We start from the raw sequence: 21,890 nt of genomic DNA, 5'->3' as shown, positions 1-21,890 counted from the left end.
GCCGCGTCGAGGCGGTGGCATAATTTTTTCCATCATGACCCCCACCTACGGCAGCGAAATCCTCGAGATCCTGCGCGCCCGCATGCCCGCGGCGACGGTCACGCACGTAGAAACGCTCCCGGGGCGCCCCGCGCGCTACGCGCCGTGGCCAGAGTGGGCCGAGCCCGACGTGCGAGCCGCTCTTGCCGACGCCTCCGTCACCCGCCTCTACTCCCACCAACGCGCCGCCGCCGACCTCGCCTACGCCGGGCGCGACGTCATCGTGGCCACGGGCACCTCGTCGGGAAAATCACTGTGCTACCTGCTCCCCGTCTTAACCACGCTCGCCCGCGAAGCCAGGGCCTGCGCGATGTACCTCACGCCCACGAAGGCGCTCGGTTCCGACCAGCTCGCGGCGGTATCACAGCTCACCCGCGCGGTGCCCGGCCTCGCCGAGGTCAACCCCGCCCCCTACGACGGCGACACCCCGGGAGAGGCCCGCCCCGGTATCCGCGACCGCACCCGGTTCGTCTTCACCAACCCGGATATGCTCCACGCCGCCATCCTGCGCAACCACCCCAGGTGGGCGCGGGTTTTGCGGCGCCTGCGCTACATCGTTGTCGACGAATGCCACACCTACCGCGGCGTGTTCGGCGCAGGCGTCTCGCTCGTCCTGCGACGCCTCCTCCGGTTGTGCCGCGCGTACGGATCGAACCCCACGGTGATCTTCGCCTCCGCCACCGCCGCCGACCCTGCCGGGCAGGCCGCGCGCCTCATCGGGCGCGAGGTCACCGCCGTCACCGAGGATTGCGCCCCGGCCGGGGAGAAAACCTACATTCTTTGGGAGCCCGGGTTTATCGAGGGCGCCGAGGGCGAACACGGCGCGCCCGTGCGCCGCGCCGCGACAACGGAGTCCGCCGACATCATGGCGGCGCTGGTTGAACACGGCGCGCGCACCTTGACCTTCGTGCGCTCCCGCCGCGCCGCCGAGATCGTCGCCATGCGCGCCGCCGAGGGCCTCGTCGCGGCGGGACGCGCCGACTTCGCCCAGCGCGTGGCCTCCTACCGCGCCGGCTACCTCGCCGAGGACCGCCGCGCCCTCGAGCGGGACCTCGACAACGGGGCGCTGCTGGGCGTGGCCACGACCAACGCTCTCGAGCTCGGCATCGACGTCGGCGGGCTCGACGCCGTGGTCATGGCCGGATTTCCAGGCACCGTCGCCTCCTTCCGCCAACAAGGCGGCCGGGCCGGCAGGCGCGGGCAATCCTCCGTCGTCGTGCTCGTTGCCCGCGACGAGCCGATGGACGCCTACCTTGTCAGCCACCCCGCGGCGCTGCTGGGCAAGCCGGTGGAAAACAGCGTGTTTAACCCGGCCAACCCCTACATCCTGCGCGGGCACGTCTACTGCGCCGCGGTGGAGCGGCCGCTGACCCCCGAAGATGTCGAGGAATTCGGCGCCGAAGGGGTCGTCGAAACGCTTGAAGCGCAAGGCTACCTGCGTCGGCGCGGCACCGCGTGGTACGCAGCCCCGCAGCTCGCGATCGAACCCACCCCGGAGACGGCGCACTCCGCGGTGAGCCTGCGCGGCGGAGGAAGCGACGACGACGTCATCATCGTCGACGCCACCGACGGGCGGGTGCTGGGCACCATCGACTCCTCGCGGGCATTGAGCCAGGTCCACTCCGGCGCGGTCTACATCCACCGCGGCGAATACTTCGTCATCGACGAGCTCGACCTCGACGAATGCGTCGCCCTCGCGCGGCCCGAGACGCCGGAATACACCACGCAGGCGCGCTCGACCACCCAGATCTCGGTGCTGGGCGAGGCGCACGCGCGCACCAACCCCGCCCCCGGGCTGTGGATCGCGAGCATCGACGTCGAGGTGAGAGAGACCGTCACCGGCTACGTGATGCGCCACCTCGACGGCACCGTCCTCGCCCACGTCCCGCTCGACCTGCCCGAGCAACGGTTGGTCACCCGGGCCGTCGCCTACACGGTGGACCCGCTCGTGCTCGACGAGCTCGGGATCAGCGCGGCTGATCTACCCGGCGCGCTCCACGCCGCCGAACACGCCGCGATCGGCCTGCTGCCGCTCATCGCCACCTGCGACCGGTGGGACATCGGCGGGGTCTCCACCGCGCTGCACCCCGACACGCTCCTGCCGACGGTTTTCGTCTACGACGGCCACCCCGGCGGCGCCGGGTTTGCCGACGAAGGCTTCGCGCGCTTCCACGAGTGGATCTCGGCCACCTACGACACCGTGAGCTCGTGCAGCTGCGAGTCGGGCTGCCCCTCATGCGTGCAGTCCCCGAAGTGCGGAAACGGCAACCAACCCCTGAACAAAGAGGCCGCGCGCACGCTCCTCGGCGCGCTGGTGGCGATGACGGCCTAGAGCGGCCCGGCACGGGCGCGGGCCGCGACGGTACCGATACGCGCGGTGACGACGACGTCTCCGTCGACCGTCTCGCACGCATCGAGCCGGGCGGCGTTGGCGCGCGCGGTCTCCTCCGCCCAGCGGCACGGCTCGGCCCCCGCGTAGAGGGCCTGCGCCGCACCCACCGCGGCGAGGTCAGCGGCGACCTGGGCGCGGTGCGCGTTCGCGACGTGCGCGCCCAGCGTGACGACGACCGCCAAAAGCCCCATGAGCGAGGCGATAAGCCCCGCGGAGAACACGGTGGCGTAGCCGCCCTCGCCGCGCAGGGCCTCCCGCCTCGTCACCGGAACTCCACGGGGTAGCTCGCCGTGGCGGTCATGGCCGCCACAGGCGCGTCCACCACCGCGGTGACGCGCACCACCCCGCCGTCCTCGGCGACGGTGACCACGCCGCGCGGGGCTGTGTAGTCCACGCCGATGGCGTGCGAGCGCGCCGCGGCGCCCGCGATGTCCACGGCCGCAATGTATGCAGCCATGGTCGCGATCCCGGCCACGATCGCCGCCGCGACCGTGACGAGCACGGAGAGGGCTATCGCGGCTTCGACGGTGACGGAGCCGGTGTCGTCGCCAAGCATGCCCCGCCCCTAGCCCGGGGTGTTTGACAGCGCGTCGGTGATCACTCGTTCGATCGCGCTGGTGACGCCGTTGCCGTTGACCACCATGTAGAGCACCCCGGCGAGCGCGGCGGCCGCGAGGCTACCGAAGGCGTATTCGATGGTGGACATGCCCCGGTCGTTGGAGAGTTTCGCGTGCAGGTGGGCATACAGCACGTTTGAGAGTCGATTCATGGGATACAGTGCTCCTTCTAGGTCAGTGTGGACCCCAGGCTGATTGCCGTGGGGATGAGTCCGAGTACGAAAAATGCTGGTAGGAAAAAGGCGGTCAGCGGGATGCTGATGAGCACCCCGGCGCGCTCCGCCTTGGCGGTGGCGGCGTCTCCGGCGGCCTCTGTGAGCCCCCGCGCGATGCGTTCACACCCCGCGGCTATCGCCGCGCCAGACGCGTTCGACAACGCAACCAAGCTCGCCAGGTCCGCGCCGCCCGGAACGTCGTGGAAGTCGGCCCAAGCCTTCTCCGGCTCGACGCCGAGCGCGCCCAACGCGGCGGCCCTGCGCCACATGCGGGCGAGGTCCGCCTCGGGAGTCGCCCCGTAGGAATCCGCCACCGACTCCGCGGACGCGGGGACGGAGAGTCCCGCCCGGAAGCACGCCGCGAACAGAGAGATATCGGAGGCAAGGCGGTGGACGTCAACCTCTACGCGAGCCTGCTGCCACGATCGGGGCCCCGCGCGGGGGATTTTCGGCTCGCTCGCGGCCACCAGTCGAGCCGCGGGTGAGACCCCGGTGGCGAGGAGCGCCGCCGCGGCCAAGATCAGCGCCGGGGCGATCATCGCGCCGCCCCCGCAATGATGTACTGGCAGGAGAGGAACCCCGCGCTCACCAGCACTGTGCCCAGCACGAGCAGCGCGCCGCCGAGCCCGCCGCCGAAGAGGAAGCCCAGGGGGTGCGCTCCCATGGCGGTGCCCATGGCCACCCCGGCGAGGGGAAGGATGGATAAGACCACGGCCGTTGTCTTCGGCCCAGTCAGCGCCGCACGAGTCGCGGCGCGGTGCCGCGCGGCGGCATCGATGCGGTCCCGGGCGCGGGAGAGCAGGTCCGCGACCGGCAAGCCCCGCGACGCCGAGAGGGACCACAGGGCAGCGACCTCAGAGACCTCCGGCGTGGCGGCGTTGGTGCACAGCTCGCGCGGCGCGGTCGCCGTGCGGGCGGCGGCAACGAGCTGCCGTAGATCCGCCGCCAGCGGTGGGGGGCACCCCTCGGGGACGAAGCGGGCCGCGTGCTCGCACGAGGCTGCCAGCGCGTTTCCTGCCCGCAGGTTGGTGACAACGTGGCCGAGAAACCCGGCGACGATGTCCTGGTTACGCGCCCGCTGCTTCTCCTCCCGGTAGGTCTCGCCCGCGCGCCACACCGTGGCCACGCCCACCCCGCCGGCCACGACGACGGAAAGCCGCTCGGCGGCCACAGCGGCGAGCGCCACCACGCACACGGCCGCCATAACGATGCCCGGGTGGATTGCGCGGGCGCGCGGTATCGCCCCGATGCGGGCGGCGGGGGCAGCCGGGGCGAGGAGGAGGGCCGCTAAGGCTAAGGCTGTTGCCATGGCAGAGGCGGTCATGACCCGAACGCCTCCCGGTAGCCGTCGAGCTCACCGCGGCGAGCATCCCAGACGACCCTGACCCGCAGCGGGTCCGGCTCCACGACGCCGAGCTGGTCTAGCCTCCGCGCCCCATCGCGGTGCCGCTTCATCACGACAATGACGTCGAGCGCGGCCGCAAGCTGGGAGCGGAGGGAGGCGCGATCGAGCCCGCCCAGCGCCGCGAGCGCCTCGAGCCGGGCGGGGACCTCCTCGATCGAGTTGGCATGCAGTGTCCCAGCCCCGCCGTCGTGGCCGGTGTTGAGCGCTGAGAGCAGGTCCACGACCTCGGCGCCGCGGATCTCCCCGACGACGATGCGGTCCGGCCTCATCCGCAGCGCCTGGCGTAAAAGGTCGCTCAGCTCGATCCGCCCCGCACCCTCAGCGTTGGCGGCGCGGGAGGTGAGGTTGACAACGTGCGGGTGTGCGGGCGCAAGCTCGAGCGTGTCCTCGATGACGACGATGCGCTCGGCGGGGTCGACCTCGGCGAGCATCGCCGAGAGCAACGTGGTCTTGCCCGCGCCCGTCCCGCCGATGACGACGAACGCGCGGCGGCGGCGCACCACGCCGGCGAGCGCGGCGAGGCGCTCAGCGTCCATCGCACCGGAGTTGTGCAGCTGACTCAAGGTCGCCGCGGTGCGGCGCAGCACCCGCAGGGAGATGCACGTCCCCGCCTGCGCCACCGGGGCGATCACCGCGTGGAAGCGCACGAGCGTGCCATCGTCGCGGGTGAGGTGGCCGTCGCAAAACGGCTGCGCATCGTCGAGGCGGCGACCGCAGCCGGCCGCGAGCCGCGCCGCGAGGCGTCGCACGTCCGCGTCTGCGGCGAAGGTGATCTCCGTGCGTTCGAGCCCGCCTCCCCGATCCACGAAGACGGCGCCCGGCCCGTTGACGCAGATGTCGCTAACCAGTGGGCTGGCCAGCAGAGGTTCGAGCGGCCCGGCACCGGTCGTCTCATCCCGCAGCGCGCGCATAATCTCGAGCACATCGACATCGCTGAGCACGACGGCTTCCTCCCGGATGAGCGCGGAGAGCCGGGCCGGGTCCGCCCCGGGCTCGTCGGCGAGGCGCCGCTTGACCTTCGCCACAATGTCCTCTCGCGCGGCAACGCGGGCCACCATCATCCCACCTCCGCGAGGACGGCCTCCGCGGCGCGCGCCAACGGACGCGGCAAGCGTATGGGCAGACCCGCTGTCTCGACCTGGCGAGTGAGCCCGGCGATTTCAGGAAGCTCGGCGACGACCGGCTCTTTGGCCACACGTTCCACCTCAGCGGTGCTCAGGCCGGACCAGGCGCGCCTGCGCACCACGAGGGCGACGTCGAGGCTCTTTGCTGCCAGCTCGGAGGCGATGCGCGCGGCGCTCGCCGCCGCCCTCACCTCGGCCGGCACCACGAGCACGGCGACATCGCTGCGCTGCGGGACCAGGCTCACCGGACAGTCGACGACGGTTAAGCCGTCCGCGCCGAGCGCCTCGGCCGCCCGCTCCAGCATCCCCGCGTCGAGCACGAACGGGTCGTTGATTGTCGTGCGCGAGCTTGTGAGCACCGCGATCCGGTCGGGGGTCGACGGAAGCGCGTGGCGCAGCCCCGCCCGCTCGATCGTGCCCTCGCCGATCACGATCTCGCCCCAGCGGGCCCCGACCGCCGCCTCGATGCCGAGTAGGAGATCGATGCCCCCGGAGTAGCGGTGGGCGTCCACTAGGGCAGGCTCCCGGTCCGCCGCGGCGGACCGGCACAGGCACGCCCCGAGCGTGGACGCCCCGGCACCACCGGCGGTGCCAACGACGGAGAGCACCCTCCCTACCTGCGGGGGCTGCGCCAGGGAACCGAGCGCGCGCAAGAGGCCGGCTGCTTGCTCCGGCAGCACGAACCCCTCCTGCGCCTGCGGGCACACCGCAAGCTCAGCATCGATCGTCTCGACGCTACCGGCAACGAGGAACACCCCTGGGCGGGGGCGCCGGGGGGCGCTCGATGCGGCGTCGATAAGAATGGCGTAAGCGGTATCGGCGTGCCGCGCCAGCGCTGCGGGATGTGCCTCGGCGGCGGCGTCGATAACCTGGCGGCCGGTCGCCGCGGCGAGGTGGACCGCCTCGGTGTGCAGCGCGGCGTCCGAGATCGCGACGAGGATCGGCGGCTGGCTCGCCGCGGTGTGTGCTCTCATGCCCACGACTCTCGCGCGGAGGCGCCGCTCGCTCAAGGCCCGCCGCCAGAACCTGTGGATAACTCCGCGGTGTGGTGACGCTTCACCATCCACGCGGGGGTTTCCTGTGGAGAAATAAGGAACGGCCCGCGCCTCGGGGGGGGTGTGCGCGGGCCGTCGGTAACCCGGCCTCGGGGGGGTGGGCCGGGGCAGGCCACACACTTAATGGGGGCCATGCGTGAACGATTATTTCACACGCGGCGACGCGAATGCAAGACGGCCACGCCCCTTTTTCGCATTTTTCTTCGAAACCCCTCGTCAGCCACGTGAAGGCACCCGCACACCCCTTAAGGCCACACCAGCCACAGAAGGCAACCAAGCGGTGGCCCGCAGTGGCCTACAATGGCACCCATGACAGCGGATCAGGCCACGGCGAGCGCAGCCTTCTTCGACCTGGACAAGACGATCATCGCGACGTCGTCAGCCTTCGCGTTTGGCAAGGAATTCCTCAACAACGGCCTCATCACCCGCCAGGAAGCCCTCGAGATCTACTGGACAAAGGCCTCGTACATGCTCACTGGGCACACCAGCGAGCAGATGGATTCCACCCGTGACCTCCTCGCGCAGATGACCGCAGGTTGGTCGGTCCGCGACATCAACCACATCACGACCACGACGATGCACAGCGTGGTCACCCCCGCGATCTACTCCGAGGCGCGAGAGCTCATCGCCTCGCACAGGGCGGCCGGGCGCGACATCATCATTATCTCCGCCTCCCCCGCGATCCTCGTCGAGCCGATCGCCCGAGAGCTCGGCGTCGACCTCATCGTCGCCACCGAACTCGAGGTCGTCGAGGGCAGGCTCACCGGCACGATCACGCGCTACCTCAAGGGGGAGGCCAAGGCGGAAGCCGTGGCGCAATTCGCCGCCACGCACGGCTACGATCTCGCCGCATCGTACGGGTATTCCGATTCCGCCACGGACATCCCGATGCTCGAAATGGTCGGCCACCCGATCGCCGTCAACCCGGATCGCGCACTGCGGAAATACGCCATGGAGAAGGGCTGGGAGGTCCGCACATTCAAAAACCCCGAGCCGCTGATCCAGATGCCCAACGCCCGCGAGGTCGGCATCGGGGCGGGCGTGCTCGCCGGGGTCACCGCGCTGCTCGGCGCGGGCGTGTGGGCCGCGCAGCGGTTCAAGCGGGACGGGCGCAGCGCATAGGCGATCCTCTAGGATAGAGACCGTTCCATAAAAAGGCTATTGTGGTCGTGTTAAGTGAACTTGGCAGGAGCCACCGAGGAAGGTTGGAAGAAACACGTGAGCAACAAGGGTCTCTACACAAACGGTTCGACCGCGATTTCCGCCAAGGTCGACTCCATCCCGCTGCGCGATACGGACGTCACCCAGCCGGGGCAGGACTCGATTGGATCCCTCGTATCGAACGCGACTGAGCAGGTCTCCCGCCTCGTACGCAACGAGGTCGAGCTGGCGAAGACTGAGGTGCTGGGGGAAGTGAAGAAGGGCGCGCTCGGGGGCGGGCTCTTCGCCGCAGCAGGCGTCATCGCGCTGTACTCTAGCTTCTTTTTCTTCTTCTTCCTCGCCGCGCTGCTCCACCTGTGGATGCCGTGGTGGGCGGCTTTCCTCATTGTGTTCGCGGTGATGATCGCCGTCGCCGGCGCCCTGGCGTTCGTTGGCTTCCGCAAAATCCGCGCCATCAAGGCACCGGAGCGCACCATCGAGTCGGTCGGCGAGCTGAAAAACCTCGTGCCGGGGCAGGCGCAGAAGAACCTTGCGCAGGATAACAGCGCCCACTACACCGGCACCCCCGCCCCGACGGGCACCCCGCGCAGCGGCTCTACGGCTGTGAAGACGAACTAGGCGCCCCCTCCCCCCCGGTGGCCAGCACGCGGCTTTCCCCAAGCGTTGTCGAACTCGGGGGCGATTTCGCTCACCACCACCTCCATACCCGCGGGATTCGCCTCCACGCCGTGAGCGCGGGCGCCCCCAGCGACCCCCTGATCATGCTGCTCCACGGCACGTTCGGGGGGTGGTTCGACTTCCGCGACGTCATCGCGCCCCTAGCGGCCCGAGGTTTCCACGTCGCGGCCATCGACATGCGCGGCTACGGCATGTCGGATAAGCCCCGGCCGCGGCCCGGCAACGACATGCTCGTCGCGGTGGGCGACGTCAAGGGCGCGGTCGCGGCGCTGGGGCACAAAGACGCCACCGTCCTCGGCGCAGACACGGGCGGTGCCGTCGCCTGGGTTGCCGCCGAGACCTACCCCGAGGTGGTGTCCAAGATCGTCACCGTCTCCGCGGCCCACCCGGCGGAGCTGCGGGCCGCCGCGCTGGCGCGCCCCTGGGAGTGTGGCCCGACAATTGGGCGCATCGCCGTGAGCCACCTGCCCCCGGCCGTCCTCGAGCCCTTCGAAGCGGCTCGTCGGCGCGCCTACCGCCGCGACCTCCGCGCGAACACGGCCCCGCCCTTCCAACGCAGTGAGTGCTTCTCCCGCACCCTCGAGCTGCGCTGCACCGCAGCCTCGATCGATAACGCCTTTAGCCACAGCGTCGTAAACTCTCGCCTCCTCACCGACGCCCCAAGCCCGCGCGGGGCTAAGATCACCGCGCCGGTCCTGGCCATCCGCCCCGAGCAGAGCATGTGGGCGCGGATCGACGCCTCCCAGCGCGCCCGGACCACCTCGAGCTACGCCCAGGTTTCCATCCCCACGGCCAAAAACCTGCCGCACGTGGAAGACCCGGCGGCCTTCGTCGATGTCGTCGCCGCTTTCGCCGCGCGCAGCTAGCCGACGACGCAGGCCTGTGTGTCCACCGGTGCGGTGAGGTTTTCGAACCTCCCCACCACGCCGGCGACCTGGCGCCAGGTCAGCGCGTAGCCCGTCTCCTCGGAGTCGACCGAGGCGCCGAAGATCACCCCGGCGACCTCGCCGCGGGGGGTGAGGAGCGGGCCGCCAGAATTGCCCTGGCGGATGGTGCCGCGCAGGGTGTAGGCTTCGCGCTCGACCCGCCCAGTGGCGTAGATGTCGGGCCCCGCGATCGTGATGCGGCTGCGCACGCGCGCCGGGGTGGCCTCGAAGGGGCCCGAGTGGGGGTAGCCCATAACCGCGGCGTCGTCGCCCGCGGCAAGCTCGCCTTCCGCCGCAGCGATGGGATCGAGCCCGAGGCCTGGGGAGTGGAGCACGGCGATATCAACGTCCGGGTTGTAGTAGACCACAACGGCCGCTTTGACTCCTAAGACCGTATCCAGGCTCACGGTCTGCGTGCCGGCGACGACGTGCGCGTTGGTGACCACGTAGTCCTGCGCCGCCACGAAGCCCGATCCCATCAACCGGCGCCCGCACACCCCGGCCTCGCCCATCACGTGGACGACGCTGGGGCGCACCGCGGCCACGACCTCCGCGTCGATCGCCGCACTGCTCGGAGCGTCGACCTGCTGTCCCACCGGGGTAGCGAACGGGGAAACCAGCGGGGGCAGGCCGGATTCGCTGATGAGGGCGGCGAGCCGGGCCGGGACCGATTCGAGGGGGGCGGGCGCGAGGGAGTCGATTACCCCGAGGATCGCGGATTGGCGGATGCCCTGCCCCACCTTGCCTGGCGCGGTGGAGGCGAGCGGGAGGGAGATAAACCACAGCACCAGCGCTACCGCTGCCGCCTGGACCAGCGCTCCCAGGATGGAATCGAACACCCCGCCGCGGCGCACCCGGGCGCCGACGATGCGGCCGACGAAGTTGCCCATGCTCACGAACAACACGACGACGGCGAGGAGAATCGCTAGTTTTCCGGCGCGCTGCGTGGAGAGGTTGACCAGCGCGGGGGCCACGGCGAGCCCGACGATGAGGCCGGAGAGCACTCCCACCATGGACAGGATCGCGCCTAGTGCCCCCTGGCGCCAGCCGCTGATCCACGCGGCGACGAGCGCGGCGGCCAAGATTGCGTCGACGATAATGGCGGGCTCCAACGCGTTAGTACTCCCTCACAAGCTCTCCCGATATCCGGGTTATTCTACTCGCCGTTGCGGGTGCCCTCCAAGGCCCGGCCCAGGGGAACGACGGTAGTGTCGTAGTCGCTTTGCCAGCCTGCGGCGGTAAAAAGGGCGTCGATAAGCATGCCCGTAAATCCCCAGACCAGGTAGCCGTGGGTGCGAAAGGCCGGGCCGTGGAAGCCCGCGAACCCGACCTCGAGGCGGCAGGCGGGGTCGAGCAGGTCGCTCACCGCGGCGAAGAAGACGTCGTCGGTCTCCGCCGGGCTCGCCGGGTAGGGCTGGCCCGGCTGCGCCGCGTAGGCGAGGATCGGGCGCACCACCCGGCCGCTGCCGCCAGTGACGACGGATGGGAGCGAGGCGAGCGGAGTGACGCGGGCGGGCTCGAGGCCGGTTTCCTCCCACGCTTCGCGCAGCGCCGCCTCGACCGGCCCGCCGTCTCCGGGATCGATGTGCCCGCCCGGAAACGCCATCTGGCCGGAGTGGCTGCGCAGCGTCGGCGCGCGGTGGGTAAGCAGGATTTTCGCCTCGGCCGCGCTCGCGCCCGTCAACGCCATGAGCACAGCGGCCTGATCGGGAGTACCCGGGCGGGGGGCGCGCCGCCGCGGCCACGCTCCGGGACGGAGGCCGTCGAGCATGGTGGCGAGCCAGGCCGGGGCGAGCTCGGGGCGCAGCGCAATATCGGCCATCTAACTCATCGCCCCGACGGCCTGCGCGAGCTCGGCCGACGAGTGGAAGACCCGGGGGAAGACACCGAGCTGCTCGTCGCCGCGCAGCACGACGGTCAGCGGCACGACGCCGGGAAGCCCGAGCGTGCCGGCGAACGAGTTGTCCGGATCCTGGTAGCTCGGCAGGCCCACCCCCAGGTCCTCGAGCAGCGCGGCCCCCTTCGACCCCGCGGGGTCTGCGTGGACGCCGACGACGTTGACCTGGGGGTTCTCCGCGGCGTAGCGCTCGATCACGGGAAGCTCGCCGCGGCAGGGCTCGCACCACCAGGCCCACACGTTGACCACGGTCACGCCCTCGGGTGCGGGCCCGGTCTCGCCGCCAAGGCAGTCGAGCGAGACCCCGCCGATGGTCGGCCCGGGGCAGGCGGGGCGCGCGATCTCGACGGCGCTGGGCACCTCGCTTATCGACGCCTCATCGCCCCCGCTTCCCCGGCCGAGCATGGCGAAGACACCGGCGAGCACGATGAGGGTACCCACGGCGGCCGCTGCGAGCCCAAGGGTGATCGGCTTGTTCACCTACTACTGCCCCTCCCCCGCCTGTACGAAAGCCAGGATGTCCTCGCGCTCCGGGCCCGTGACCCGCTTCGCGGCCGGGGCGGGCTCGGTCGGCCCGTCCACCCCGAAGGACGGGCAGTCGTAGGCGAGGGGGCACGCCCCGCAGGCGGGGGTGCGAGCGTGGCACACGCGCCGACCAAGAAAGATGATCCGGTGGGAAAACATCGTCCACTCCCGCTTCTCAATGAGCACCCCGATAGCGCGCTCTATCGCCACGGGATCGCTCTCGGTGGTCAGCCTGAGCCGGCGCACGAGCCGCTGGAAGTGGGTATCCACGGTCAGGCCCGGCTTGCCAAAGGCGTTGCCCCGCACGACGTGGGCCGTCTTGCGCCCCACACCGGGCAGCGTGACGAGGTCCTCGAGCGCGGTGGGCACCTCACCGCCGAAGCGGTCGCACAGCGCCCGCCCGAGCCCGATGAGGTTGGCCGCCTTGGCGCGGTAGAAGCCGGTCGGCCGGATGATCTCCTCGATATCAGCCGGACTCGCCGCGGCGTAGTCTGCCGCGCTGCGGTAGCGGGCGAAGAGGGCGGGGGTGACCTGGTTGACCCGCACGTCGGTGGTCTGGGCGCTCAAGACGGTGGCGACGAGGAGTTCGAGCGGGTTGGTGAAATCGAGCTCGGCGTGCGCATCGGGAAAGACCACCGTGAGGGTCCGATTGATGCGTCGGGCGCGCCGCGTGCGCCCAAGGTTCGTCTCGGAGCCGACGGCAGCGGGGTGTGAACCCGGCCGACGGTGGCGCTGCGGCGTGAGAGAAGCCACCGTGGTTTTCGTCATACGTGCAACTATAGTGCTCCCCCGCAACCCACTAGCATGTCTACTATGACAGTTCTCCTGGTAGCGCTCGTTCCCGTCATCCTCGGCTCCTTCGCCATCGGCATGGAATGGGTGGAATCAAGGCTGTTCTCTCAGTAGTTACACGCGGATACTGTGACGCACCTCCCACATCGGTGGTACGGTAGTCGCAGTAAAAAGTGGCTTCACCGTAGGAGGTTTCATGGAAGGCGAATTCGACATTCTCGCCCGAGCAGGGATTTTTCAGGGTGTCGAGGCCGATGCGGTGACAGCGCTCATCGGCGAGATGAAAAAGGTCCACTTCCCGCGGGGGACGACGATCTTCGAGGAAGGCGAGCCCGGAGACGAGCTCTACATCATCATCGAAGGCAAGGTAAAGCTTGCCCGCCACGCCTCCGACGGCCGTGAGAACCTGCTCTCCGTCATGGGCCCATCCGACATGTTCGGCGAACTCTCCATCTTCGACCCGGGCCCGCGCACGTCTTCGGCCGTTTGCGTCACCGAGGTCACCGCCGCGACGATGAACTCGAACGCGCTGCGCACGTGGATCGAGAGCTACCCCGAGATCTCGCAGCAACTCCTGCGCGTGCTCGCCCGTCGCTTGCGCCGCACGAACGCGACGCTGGCGGACCTCATCTTCACCGACGTCCCCGGGCGCGTGGCCAAGACACTGCTGCAGCTAGCGAACCGCTTCGGCACCCAGGAAGGCGGAGCGCTGCGCGTTAACCACGACCTCACGCAGGAGGAAATCGCCCAGCTCGTCGGCGCCTCCCGCGAGACCGTAAACAAGGCCCTCGCGACCTTCGCGCACCGCGGCTGGATCCGCCTCGAGGGCAAAAGCGTGCTCATCGTCGATACCGAGCACCTCGCCCGGCGCGCGCGCTAACCGCCGTTGCGGATGTAGCGCAGCGCGACCCGGGTGGATTGCTCCGCGGCGCCGCGGAGGACGGGATCGACGTCGTCGTAGATGGCATTAACCAGGGTATTGATGTCCGCGTCATAGCCGTGGGCCTGCAGCGCCTCGCGCAGCTGCTCGAGGCGCAGGGTCCGCCGGTCGATGTACTTGCGGGCGAACGCCGAGGTGTCCTCCCCGTCGGGCCCGTGGCCCGGCAAGAGTCGCACCCCGCTGCCCTTCTCCTCCAGCATGGTCAGCGTCTCCAGGTAGGCACCGAGGTCCCCGTCCGTCTCGGAGATCATCGTGGTGTGGCGCCCGGCGATGGTATCGCCGGTGACGATGCCCTCAAGCTCTGAGCCCCACGCCTCGCCCGTGAACACGAAGAAGCTCGCCGAGTCCGCGGTGTGCCCGGGCGTCGCCGCGACTGCGACCTGCGGGGTCAGCCCGTCGAGGGCTAAGACCTCGCCATCGACAATTGGCTCGGCCCCGGCGCAATACTGGGGATCGATGGCGCGGATCGGCGCGCCGGTGAGCTGGCGGAACCGCGCGGCGCCGTCGGCGTGGTCGTAGTGGCGGTGAGTGAGCAAGATGAGCGCGACCTTATCGGCCTTGGCGCTCAAGACGTTGAGGTGGCCTTCGTCTTCGGGGCCGGGGTCGACCACGATGCTGCATTCATCCCCCGGGGCGCGGATGACCCAGGAGTTCGTACCCTCGAGCGCTGCGTAGCTCGGGTTCGGGCACAACACGACGGCAGCGGAGGGGGTAACGGGGCGCAGTTGGCTGTAAGCGGGGTGCTCCATACCTGCCAGCTTAGCGCGCTTCGACGACGAGCTCGATCTCTACGGGCGCGTCGATCGGGAGCACGGCAACGCCGACTGCGGAGCGCACGTGCGCGCCGTCTTCACCGAAGATCTCCCCGATGAGCTCGCTCGCGCCGTTGACCACCTGAGGCTGCCCTGTGAACCCGGGGGCGGAGGCGACGTAGCCGACAACCCTGACCACGCGCGTGACGTTGTCGATGCCGACGACGCTGTCGACCGCGGCCAGCGCGTTGAGGCACGCGGTGCGCGCGAGGTCGTAGGCCTGCTCCTCGGTGATCTCCGCACCGACTTTGCCGGCGGCGGGCAACGTGGCGTCGACAAGCGGGAGCTGTCCGGACGTCCACACCTGGTTGCCCACCCTCGTCGCGGGGACGTAGGCAGCCAGGGGAGCGGCGACTTCAGGCAAGGAGATGCCGAGCTCGGCGAGCTTTTCGCTGACGGTGCTGGCCATACCTTAGACCTCGCGCTTCATGTAGGCGACGAGGTTTTCCGGGCTCGGCCCCGGGGTGACGGTGACGAGCTCCCACCCGTCTTCGCCCCAGGTATCGAGGATCTGCTTAGTGGCGTGTGTCAAAAGCGGCACGGTGGCGTATTCCCATGTTGTCATGGGCCATACCCTACCCGCTAAAGGCCGACAACCTCGCCGCCACTGGCCAGGTGGGTAGCCCAGTTCGTGACGTGGGGGTTCTTCCGCAACACAGCGCGGCGCTGACGCTCCGTGAGCCCTCCCCACACGCCGAACTCGATGCGGTTATCCAGCGCGTCGGCGAGGCACTCGAGCGCTACGGGGCATCGGCGGCAGATGACGGCGGCCTTGCGCTGCTCGGCGCCGCGCACGAACAGCGCGTCTGGATCCCCCGAACGGCAGGTGGCCTGGGTGACCCATTCTCCACGGTCGAAACCGCCTTGGCCGGCGAAATTCGATGCGGGGGCCGAATCCGACCCGTATAGGTGGCGGCCCAGCGTTGCCGTCATGACGTCTCCTCTAAGGCTCGGCAGGGAAATATTTTTCCCAATGGAACTAACTTGTGTCTGTAAGTGTATTCACATCCGACCATAACTGTCGAATGGGTCACATAAATCGGGGGGATTGGGGATTCCCCCGCCCCGCAGCGGTGGTTTAGGGTAAGGGGGTGTCAGCACTCACTTCGCTAGGGAAGCTCCTCGCCGCGATCGCCGCCGCGGGCCTCGCCATCGCGCTGTGCCTTGCCCCCATCGCGGGGCTAGGCGGGGTGGCGGTCGCGCGGACGGACGAGACGATGCGCTCAAACCTCTCCGATATTGCCGACGGCCACATGCCCGGCGTGACCACCATTACCGACGTCGAGGGCACTCCCCTCGCCTGGGTCTTCTCGCAGCGCCGCTACGAGGTGCCCAGCGAACAGATCTCGCCCTACGTCAAAGATGCTCTGATCTCCACCGAGGACCGCCGGTTCTACGAGCACGACGGCGTCGACATCCAAGGCTTCGCCCGCGCGATGGTCACAAATGTCCTCGCCGGGGGCGTCGAGCAGGGTGCCTCCACCATCAACCAGCAGTACGTGAAGAACTACCTCTGGCTCGTCGACGCCGAGACCACCGAGGAAGCCCAAGCCGCCACCGAGCAGTCCATCCCTCGCAAGCTGCGGGAGATGCGCATGGCCGCGGAGCTGGATAAGACCCTGGGGAAGGACGAGATCCTCACCAACTACCTCAACCTCGTCTCCTTCGGCAACCACGCCTTCGGCATCGAAGCCGCCGCCAGGACCTACTTCGACATGCCGGCCAAAGACCTCGGGCCGAAGGAGTCCGCCCTGCTCGTCGGCCTTTTGCAGTCCGTGGAATACCTCAACCCGTATACCAACCCGGAAGGGGCAACCGAGCGCCGCAATGTCGTGCTGCACAACATGGCCAACGCCGGGTCGATCACCCAGGCCGAGGCCGACGAGCTCAGCGCGCAGCCGCTGGGAACGCTCGCCGAGCCGAACTTCTTGCCCGATGGCTGCCTGGCCGCGGGCGACGCCGGTTTCCTCTGCGACTACGCGCTGACCTACCTGGCGGGCAAGGGCCTGCCGCAAGAGGAGCTGGAGAAGGGCTCCTACACGATCACCACCACCCTCGATCCGCAGGTCCAGCGGGCGGCGGAAAACGCGATCCGCTCCAGCGTCGACCCCTCTACCGCTGGGGTGGCCGGGGTGCTCGACGTCATCCGCCCCGGGGAGGAGAGCCACGACATCGCCGCCATGGCCACCTCACGTTACTTCGGCCTTGACCTTGCCCAGAACCAAACCATCATGCCGCAGGCGTCCTCGCTGGTGGGCAACGGCGCGGGCTCGGTGTTTAAGATCTTCGCCGCCGCCGTCGCGCTCGAGCAGGGCATGGGGCTCGACACCATGCTCGATACCCCGGAGCGCTCCGTGGTCTACGGCATGGGCGAAGGCGGCGCAAAGAACTGCCCGCCCGGAGCGTACTGCGTGGAAAACGCCGGGCGCTACCAGCCGCAGCTTTCCCTTCGCGACGCCCTCGCGCAGTCCCCGAACACCACCTTTATCGAGCTCGTGCAAAAGCTCGGGGTCGAACCCACCGTGGACATGGCGGTGCGCCTCGGGCTCCGCTCGTACGCGGATGAGGGCACCTTCGACGGCAAGCGCTCTATCAAGCAGGCCGCCGTCGAGGGCAACATGGGTTCCTTCGTCTTAGGCCCCCTCGCGGTCAACCCCCTCGAGCTCTCCAACGTCGGCGCGACACTGGCCTCGGGCGGACGCTGGTGCGAGCCCAACCCGATTGCCAAAGTCACCGACAAAGACGGCAACGAGGTCTTCATCAACCGGCCGCCCTGCGAGCAGGTGGTGGACAAAGAGCTCGCCAGCTCGCTCGCGCAGGGCATGTCCGAAGACGCCAAGACCGGCACTGCGCGCGGCGCGGCGGCCGCAGCGGGCTGGAACGCGCCGGTGGCGGCGAAGACCGGAACAACGGAATCGCACCAGTCCTCCGCGTTCTTCGGGTTCAACCGCGCGCTCTCCGGCGCGCCCTACATCTTCAACGACGGCACCCAGACCACGCCCCTGTGCACCGCGCCGGTGCGCCAATGCGCTGAGGGCACGCTCTTCGGCGGCAACGAGGCGGCCGAGGCATGGTTCCGCATGGCGGGCGCGGTGCCTGGGGCGCGCGAGGCAGGCCTGCCTGAATCGAGCGCGGTGTTCGACCGCGGCAAGCGGCAGGCGGCCCTCGACACGGTCATAGGCATGAGCACGGATCAAGCCCGCAGCCAGCTCGAGGGGCAGGGTCTGCGGGTGGTGCTGCAGACCGTCTTCGGCGACGGCGCGCCGCGCGGCACCGTCATCTCGGCGACCCCCACCGACCCGAACCTTCCCCCCGGCACGCTCGTGAGGCTTAGCGTCTCCGACGGCTCCCCATCGCGGCCGAGCGCGCCAAAACCGTCGCAACAGACCGACTTCGAGCAGCTTCAGCGCCAGCTTGACGACGCCCGCAGCCAGCTCGAGGACATCTTCGGGCGCAACCGTTAACTCAGCCCTTAGCCCAGGCGCTCCTTCACCGCGGCGGAGAGGCGCTTGCCGTCCGCCCGGCCCGCGGCCCTCGCGGTGGCGGCCTTCATGACCGCCCCCATCTGCGCCATGGAATCCGCCCCGGTCTCCGCGATCGCTTCGTCGACGAGTGCGGCCAGCTCGGCGTCGTCAAGCTGGGCGGGCTGGTAGCCCTCGAGCACTGCCGCCTCCGCGAGCTCGGCCTCCGCGAGGTCCTCGCGCCCGTTGGAGCCGTAGATCTCCGCGGACTCGCGCCGCTTCTTGATCTCGCGGGCGATGATCTTGAGCACGTCATCGTCGGTGACGTCGTGCTTCGCCCCCTCGGTCTCCGCGGCCTGGATCGCCGCGAGCAGCATGCGGATCGTGCCCGTGCGGGTCTTGTCCTTGGCCTTCATGGCCTCTTTCAGGTCGGCGCGGATCGCCTCTTTCATCTCGCTCATATCTCCCCAGGGTAGACGAGAGGTAACCTAGGGTGCGATGAAGCTTCGACACATTGCACTGGGCCTCGCCGCACTCGGCGCGGCCACCGCCGGCCACGGGTTCGCCGAGCTGAGCCGCTTTGAACTGCGGGAATACCAACTTCCCCTGCTCGAGCCAGGTACCCTCGGCGGCCGTGGTCCCTTCAGGATCCTCCACATCAGCGACCTGCACATGATCCCCAGGCAGCGCAAGAAGATCGAGTGGGTGCGCGCACTCGATCGACTAGACCCCGACCTCGTGATCAACACCGGGGATAACCTCTCCGACCTGCGCGGCGTGCCCGCGGTGCTCGAGGCGCTGGGACCCCTGCTCGATCGCCCCGGCGCGTTCGTCTTCGGCACCAACGACTACTGGGCCCCGCGGCCGGTCAACCCGCTGAAGTACCTCACTGACACCAAGCGCGCGCCCTCCTACGTCGACCTGCCCTGGCAGGGCATGCGCGCCGCCTTCATCGAGCACGGCTGGCACGATGCGACGCACAAGCGCCTCGAGTTCAAAGCCTCTGGCCTGCGCCTCGCGCTCGCTGGTGTCGACGACCCGCACCACGACCTCGACCGCTACGACGAGGTCGCCGGTGCCCCTAACGAGGCAGCCGACCTGAGCATTGGCCTCGCCCACGCCCCCTACCGCCGGGTGCTCTCCGCCTTCGAGGCCGACGGCTACGACCTCGCGCTCGCCGGGCACACCCACGGCGGGCAAATCTGCCTGCCTGGCGGGCGGGCCTTAGTCACCAACTCCGATATCGACCGCCAGCGCGCATCCGGCCTGCACCGCTACGGGAAGATGTGGATGGAGGTCTCCAACGGGCTCGGAACCTCAAAGTACGCCCCCCTCCGCTTCTTCTGCCGCCCGTCGGCCTCCCTCATCGAGGTCACGGAGCGCTCGTCCTGAGCAGGCGTTTTGGCACGCAATAGCGCCTAGAGTAATCTATCCCAAGTACATCGCGTACGCCGGGATATGGCGCAGCTTGGTAGCGCGCTTCGTTCGGGACGAAGAGGTCGCAGGTTCAAATCCTGTTATCCCGACCATGCAGACACGAACCCCTGCCTCACCTGCGCAAACAGGTGGCGAGCAGGGGTTTTTCCCAGTTGGGAAACACGCAGGTCCCATGCGGTAAGGTGCGACAAAGTGCGCGGAAATGTGGGCACGCCTAAACGCGCGTGTGAACCTGGACCTGCCCCCCTGAAGGTGGACACACTGAAACCGGCACCCCGCTGGGAGCGGGGACGTACCTCATCCACCATGGTACGCAAGACCTATATAAGCGTGACGCAGCCACGTTGTACGAGCCGACTTTCAGAGCCACGATCTACGCAATCGCATCGGATCTCGGGGTAAACCGCAACTGTTGTGGGCGCTCCCCGAAATGTAGCCCACCGGAAAAGTCCGCAATGCGGAGTCCGCGGGAGGGTTGACTCTGCAGCTGCAGAGTCGGGGTGTGGAGTCACGGTGCAGCCGGAAAAGTCCGCAATGCGGAGTCCGCAGGAGGTTCACTCTGCAGCTGCAGAGTCGGGGTGCGGGCTCCGCGGGCGGGTTCACTCTGCAGCTGCAGAGTCGGGGTGCGGGCTCCGCGGGAGGTTGACTCTGCAGCTGCGGAGTCGCGGTGCGGGCTCCGCGGGAGGCTAACTCTGCAGCTGCGGAGTCGCGGTGCGGGCTCCACGGTCAGGTTGACTCTGCAGCTGCGGAGTCACGGTGCGGCCGAAAAAGTCCGCAATGCGGAGTCCGCGGGAGGCTAACTCTGCAACTGCAGAGTCGAGGTGCGGACTCCACAGGAGGTTGACTCTGCAGCTGCGGAGTCAAGGCACGACCCACTGGGTTACTTTCCAACGAGTACCAGAGGGCTACTTTTCGGCCGGGAGGGTGTCCGATTCTTTGTGTGCGGGGGGCTTGGTTTACAAGTAGTCCGCGAATCGGTCGGGGTAAGCCACGGCTAGTTGGTTGATGGCTTGTTTCCACCCGGTGGCTTTCGCTCCTTCAATATAGCCGTTGCATTCGATGGCGCGCTTCGCTTTCTTCGCTCGCTGGGCAGCGCGCTTGTCCTCGATGTTGCAGATCATCAGCCACAGCGTCTTCAGCGCCGCGGTATCGTTCGGGAACTGGCCGCGGTTGCGGGTGGCTTTCCGCAGTTCAGCATTCAGCGATTCGATCGAATTCGTGGTGTAGAGTACCCGCCGTGCCGCAGGCGGGAACTGCAGAAACGGCACGAACCGATCCCACGCATCACGCCACACCTTGACCGATTGCGGATACTTCCGTCCCAGCTCGGACGCCTCGAACGCGTCCAGGGCGGCGCGGGCGGTGTCCTCGTTCGGTGCGGTGTAGACCTCCCGTAGCGCGCTGGAGACGGGTTTGCGGTCTTGGTAGGACACCCACCTGTTGGCCGCCCGGATCAGGTGCACGATACTCATCTCGCACCATGGAATTCGGCCAGGTTGCCTCCACGGCTTCCGGCAGGCCTATAAGCCCGTCGCAGCAGACGATGAACACGTCTTGGACCCCACGGTTGGCAAGGTCAGCGCACACGGATGCCCAAAAACTGGCGCCTTCATTGTCTGCGATCCACAATCCCAGGATGTGTTTGATGCCGTCCATGTCGACGCCTACCGCCATGTAGCAAGACTTGTTGACCACGCGGTGGCCATCGCGGATCTTCACTCGCAGCGCGTCGAGGAAGATCACTGGGTAGAACTCGTCGAGCTGGCGGTTTTGCCAGATCATGACCTCTTCTAACACCGCGTCGGTAATGGTGCTGATCGTATCTGGGCTCATATCCACCCCGAGGGTGGTGGCGAGATGGTGCTGAATATCGCGCACGGTCATCCCACCGGCGTACAGCGAGATAATCATGTCGTCGAGCTCTGTGAGCCGACGGGAGCCTTTGGGCACCATCTTTGGAGCAAACGTGCCGGCACGATCCCTCGGCATGGTCACTTCCAACGCGCCGTACCCAGAATTAACGGTCTTGGTGTACGACCCGTTGCGGTGATTGCTCTCCTGTGCGGTTTCCACCCGGGCTTTCGCCTTACGGTCGGCATGGCCGTAGCCCAAATGTGCATCCATCTCCGCCTGCAGACCAGCGTTGATCGATGCCTGCAACAGGCCTTTGACCAGATCGCTTGCATTGTCAGTGGAGGTGGACAACTCGCCGATCAAGCTGGCGAGTTCAGGATTTTCCATCAGCTTCTCGCTGATCTCGTTGACCTTGTCCTGGTCATGGTTTTTCTTCGGTGACACCGTTGTCATTATCGGTGAAACTCCTTTTAGATCAGAGCCTCACACACAAATTTCCTGACACCCTCTCGGCCGGTGCTGCAAGAACGATCACATCTGTCTGCACACCTGGCCTTTGT

Annotated in this window: 23 protein-coding genes, 1 tRNA gene and 1 pseudogene; 8 read left to right on the top strand and 17 right to left on the bottom strand. The window is 68.4% G+C overall.

Features of this window, described 5'->3' with window-relative positions:
- Positions 1 to 34 precede the first annotated feature (34 nt).
- Positions 35 to 2,371, top strand: a complete 2,337-nt coding sequence (locus C3E79_RS00995) for a DEAD/DEAH box helicase (protein ID WP_108403229.1) — start codon at positions 35 to 37, stop codon at positions 2,369 to 2,371.
- On the opposite strand, the gene C3E79_RS00990 is transcribed toward C3E79_RS00995, so the two are convergent.
- From C3E79_RS00990 to ssd, 7 genes are read right to left on the bottom strand one after another with little or no spacing between them, the layout of a single operon-like run.
- Entirely contained in the window at positions 2,368 to 2,697 is a 330-nt protein-coding gene (locus C3E79_RS00990; RefSeq protein WP_108403228.1) for an Rv3654c family TadE-like protein, read from the bottom strand. The two genes, C3E79_RS00995 and C3E79_RS00990, sit on opposite strands and share 4 nt — an antisense overlap.
- Complete coding sequence (locus tag C3E79_RS00985; RefSeq protein ID WP_108403227.1) at positions 2,694 to 2,987, bottom strand: hypothetical protein; 294 nt, start codon at positions 2,985 to 2,987, stop codon at positions 2,694 to 2,696. The genes C3E79_RS00990 and C3E79_RS00985 overlap by 4 nt, the downstream gene beginning before the upstream one ends.
- A 9-nt stretch (positions 2,988 to 2,996) precedes the next feature.
- Positions 2,997 to 3,200, bottom strand: coding sequence for a DUF4244 domain-containing protein (locus C3E79_RS00980; RefSeq protein WP_108403226.1), 204 nt, complete (start codon positions 3,198 to 3,200; stop codon positions 2,997 to 2,999).
- A 17-nt stretch (positions 3,201 to 3,217) separates the two neighbouring features.
- Positions 3,218 to 3,802 carry a type II secretion system F family protein gene (locus C3E79_RS00975; protein ID WP_108403225.1) on the bottom strand — a complete coding sequence of 195 codons (585 nt, stop codon included), beginning with the start codon at positions 3,800 to 3,802 and terminating at the stop codon, positions 3,218 to 3,220.
- Complete coding sequence (locus tag C3E79_RS00970; protein WP_108403224.1) at positions 3,799 to 4,587, bottom strand: type II secretion system F family protein; 789 nt, start codon at positions 4,585 to 4,587, stop codon at positions 3,799 to 3,801. Before C3E79_RS00970 ends, C3E79_RS00975 begins: the two co-directional genes overlap by 4 nt.
- Positions 4,584 to 5,723, bottom strand: coding sequence for a TadA family conjugal transfer-associated ATPase (locus tag C3E79_RS00965; RefSeq protein WP_108404989.1), 1,140 nt, complete (start codon positions 5,721 to 5,723; stop codon positions 4,584 to 4,586). Before C3E79_RS00965 ends, C3E79_RS00970 begins: the two co-directional genes overlap by 4 nt.
- 2 nt (positions 5,724 to 5,725) lie before the next feature.
- Positions 5,726 to 6,766, bottom strand: coding sequence for a septum site-determining protein Ssd (gene ssd / locus C3E79_RS00960; RefSeq protein ID WP_108403223.1), 1,041 nt, complete (start codon positions 6,764 to 6,766; stop codon positions 5,726 to 5,728).
- Positions 6,767 to 7,156: 390 nt separating this feature from the next.
- Between ssd and C3E79_RS00955 the strand changes: the two genes are divergently transcribed.
- The 3 genes from C3E79_RS00955 (at position 7,157) to C3E79_RS00945 (ending at position 9,552) form a co-directional block, all read left to right on the top strand.
- Entirely contained in the window at positions 7,157 to 7,969 is an 813-nt protein-coding gene (locus tag C3E79_RS00955; RefSeq protein ID WP_235840727.1) for an HAD family hydrolase, read from the top strand.
- A gap of 96 nt (positions 7,970 to 8,065) precedes the next feature.
- Positions 8,066 to 8,626: a phage holin family protein gene (locus C3E79_RS00950; RefSeq protein ID WP_108403221.1), complete on the top strand. Its 561-nt coding sequence runs from the start codon at positions 8,066 to 8,068 to the stop codon at positions 8,624 to 8,626.
- A gap of 110 nt (positions 8,627 to 8,736) precedes the next feature.
- The gene (locus C3E79_RS00945; RefSeq protein ID WP_235840728.1) at positions 8,737 to 9,552 is read left to right on the top strand and encodes an alpha/beta fold hydrolase; all 816 of its coding nucleotides are present in this window, start codon (positions 8,737 to 8,739) and stop codon (positions 9,550 to 9,552) included.
- Here the strand turns inward: C3E79_RS00945 and C3E79_RS00940 are convergent.
- Genes C3E79_RS00940 through nth form a run of 4 tightly spaced genes read right to left on the bottom strand, consistent with a single transcriptional unit; the run spans position 9,549 to position 12,802 of the window.
- Positions 9,549 to 10,724: a MarP family serine protease gene (locus C3E79_RS00940; protein ID WP_108403219.1), complete on the bottom strand. Its 1,176-nt coding sequence runs from the start codon at positions 10,722 to 10,724 to the stop codon at positions 9,549 to 9,551. The two genes, C3E79_RS00945 and C3E79_RS00940, sit on opposite strands and share 4 nt — an antisense overlap.
- Before the next feature lie 44 nt (positions 10,725 to 10,768).
- Positions 10,769 to 11,434, bottom strand: a complete 666-nt coding sequence (locus tag C3E79_RS00935) for an NUDIX hydrolase (RefSeq protein ID WP_108403218.1) — start codon at positions 11,432 to 11,434, stop codon at positions 10,769 to 10,771.
- A complete protein-coding gene (locus tag C3E79_RS00930; protein ID WP_412778879.1) occupies positions 11,435 to 11,989 on the bottom strand; it encodes a TlpA family protein disulfide reductase in 555 nt (184 codons plus the stop codon). It lies immediately after the preceding gene.
- Between the two features lie 3 nt (positions 11,990 to 11,992).
- The gene (gene nth / locus C3E79_RS00925) at positions 11,993 to 12,802 is read right to left on the bottom strand and encodes an endonuclease III (RefSeq protein ID WP_108403217.1); all 810 of its coding nucleotides are present in this window, start codon (positions 12,800 to 12,802) and stop codon (positions 11,993 to 11,995) included.
- Between the two features lie 220 nt (positions 12,803 to 13,022).
- Here nth and glxR point away from each other — a divergent pair, with 220 nt between their 5' ends.
- Complete coding sequence (gene glxR / locus C3E79_RS00920; protein ID WP_108403216.1) at positions 13,023 to 13,706, top strand: CRP-like cAMP-activated global transcriptional regulator GlxR; 684 nt, start codon at positions 13,023 to 13,025, stop codon at positions 13,704 to 13,706.
- On the opposite strand, the gene C3E79_RS00915 is transcribed toward glxR, so the two are convergent.
- The 4 genes from C3E79_RS00915 to C3E79_RS00905 are packed head-to-tail and all read right to left on the bottom strand — an operon-like array spanning position 13,703 to position 15,511.
- Positions 13,703 to 14,515: an MBL fold metallo-hydrolase gene (locus C3E79_RS00915; RefSeq protein WP_108403215.1), complete on the bottom strand. Its 813-nt coding sequence runs from the start codon at positions 14,513 to 14,515 to the stop codon at positions 13,703 to 13,705. The genes glxR and C3E79_RS00915 overlap by 4 nt on opposite strands.
- Positions 14,516 to 14,525: 10 nt before the next feature.
- Positions 14,526 to 14,987 (bottom strand): RidA family protein, encoded by a 462-nt coding sequence (locus tag C3E79_RS00910; protein ID WP_108403214.1) that lies wholly within the window; start codon positions 14,985 to 14,987, stop codon positions 14,526 to 14,528.
- A 3-nt stretch (positions 14,988 to 14,990) separates the two neighbouring features.
- On the bottom strand, positions 14,991 to 15,143 hold the full coding sequence (gene sp36 / locus C3E79_RS11255; protein ID WP_146183430.1) for a Sp36 family protein: 153 nt from the start codon (positions 15,141 to 15,143) through the stop codon (positions 14,991 to 14,993).
- 17 nt (positions 15,144 to 15,160) lie between these two features.
- On the bottom strand, positions 15,161 to 15,511 hold the full coding sequence (locus tag C3E79_RS00905) for a WhiB family transcriptional regulator (protein ID WP_108403213.1): 351 nt from the start codon (positions 15,509 to 15,511) through the stop codon (positions 15,161 to 15,163).
- A gap of 158 nt (positions 15,512 to 15,669) precedes the next feature.
- Between C3E79_RS00905 and C3E79_RS00900 the strand changes: the two genes are divergently transcribed.
- Positions 15,670 to 18,042: a transglycosylase domain-containing protein gene (locus C3E79_RS00900; RefSeq protein ID WP_108403212.1), complete on the top strand. Its 2,373-nt coding sequence runs from the start codon at positions 15,670 to 15,672 to the stop codon at positions 18,040 to 18,042.
- 8 nt (positions 18,043 to 18,050) lie between these two features.
- Here C3E79_RS00900 and C3E79_RS00895 read toward each other — a convergent pair whose 3' ends face one another.
- Entirely contained in the window at positions 18,051 to 18,500 is a 450-nt protein-coding gene (locus C3E79_RS00895; RefSeq protein ID WP_108403211.1) for a GatB/YqeY domain-containing protein, read from the bottom strand.
- 37 nt (positions 18,501 to 18,537) lie between these two features.
- On the opposite strand from C3E79_RS00895, the gene C3E79_RS00890 reads away from it, so the two are divergent.
- Positions 18,538 to 19,431, top strand: coding sequence for a metallophosphoesterase (locus C3E79_RS00890; protein ID WP_108403210.1), 894 nt, complete (start codon positions 18,538 to 18,540; stop codon positions 19,429 to 19,431).
- 60 nt (positions 19,432 to 19,491) lie between these two features.
- Positions 19,492 to 19,568 (top strand) — tRNA-Pro (locus C3E79_RS00885).
- Between the two features lie 864 nt (positions 19,569 to 20,432).
- Here C3E79_RS00885 and C3E79_RS00880 read toward each other — a convergent pair.
- A pseudogene (locus C3E79_RS00880) lies at positions 20,433 to 21,783 on the bottom strand (IS256 family transposase).
- Positions 21,784 to 21,890: the final 107 nt, after the last annotated feature.

The sequence above is a fragment of the Corynebacterium liangguodongii genome (assembly GCF_003070865.1).
GTDB classification, from domain to species: domain Bacteria; phylum Actinomycetota; class Actinomycetes; order Mycobacteriales; family Mycobacteriaceae; genus Corynebacterium; species Corynebacterium liangguodongii.
The sequence above is the reverse complement of the archived record's forward strand: the minus strand, read 5'-3'. Positions and strand labels throughout refer to the sequence as shown.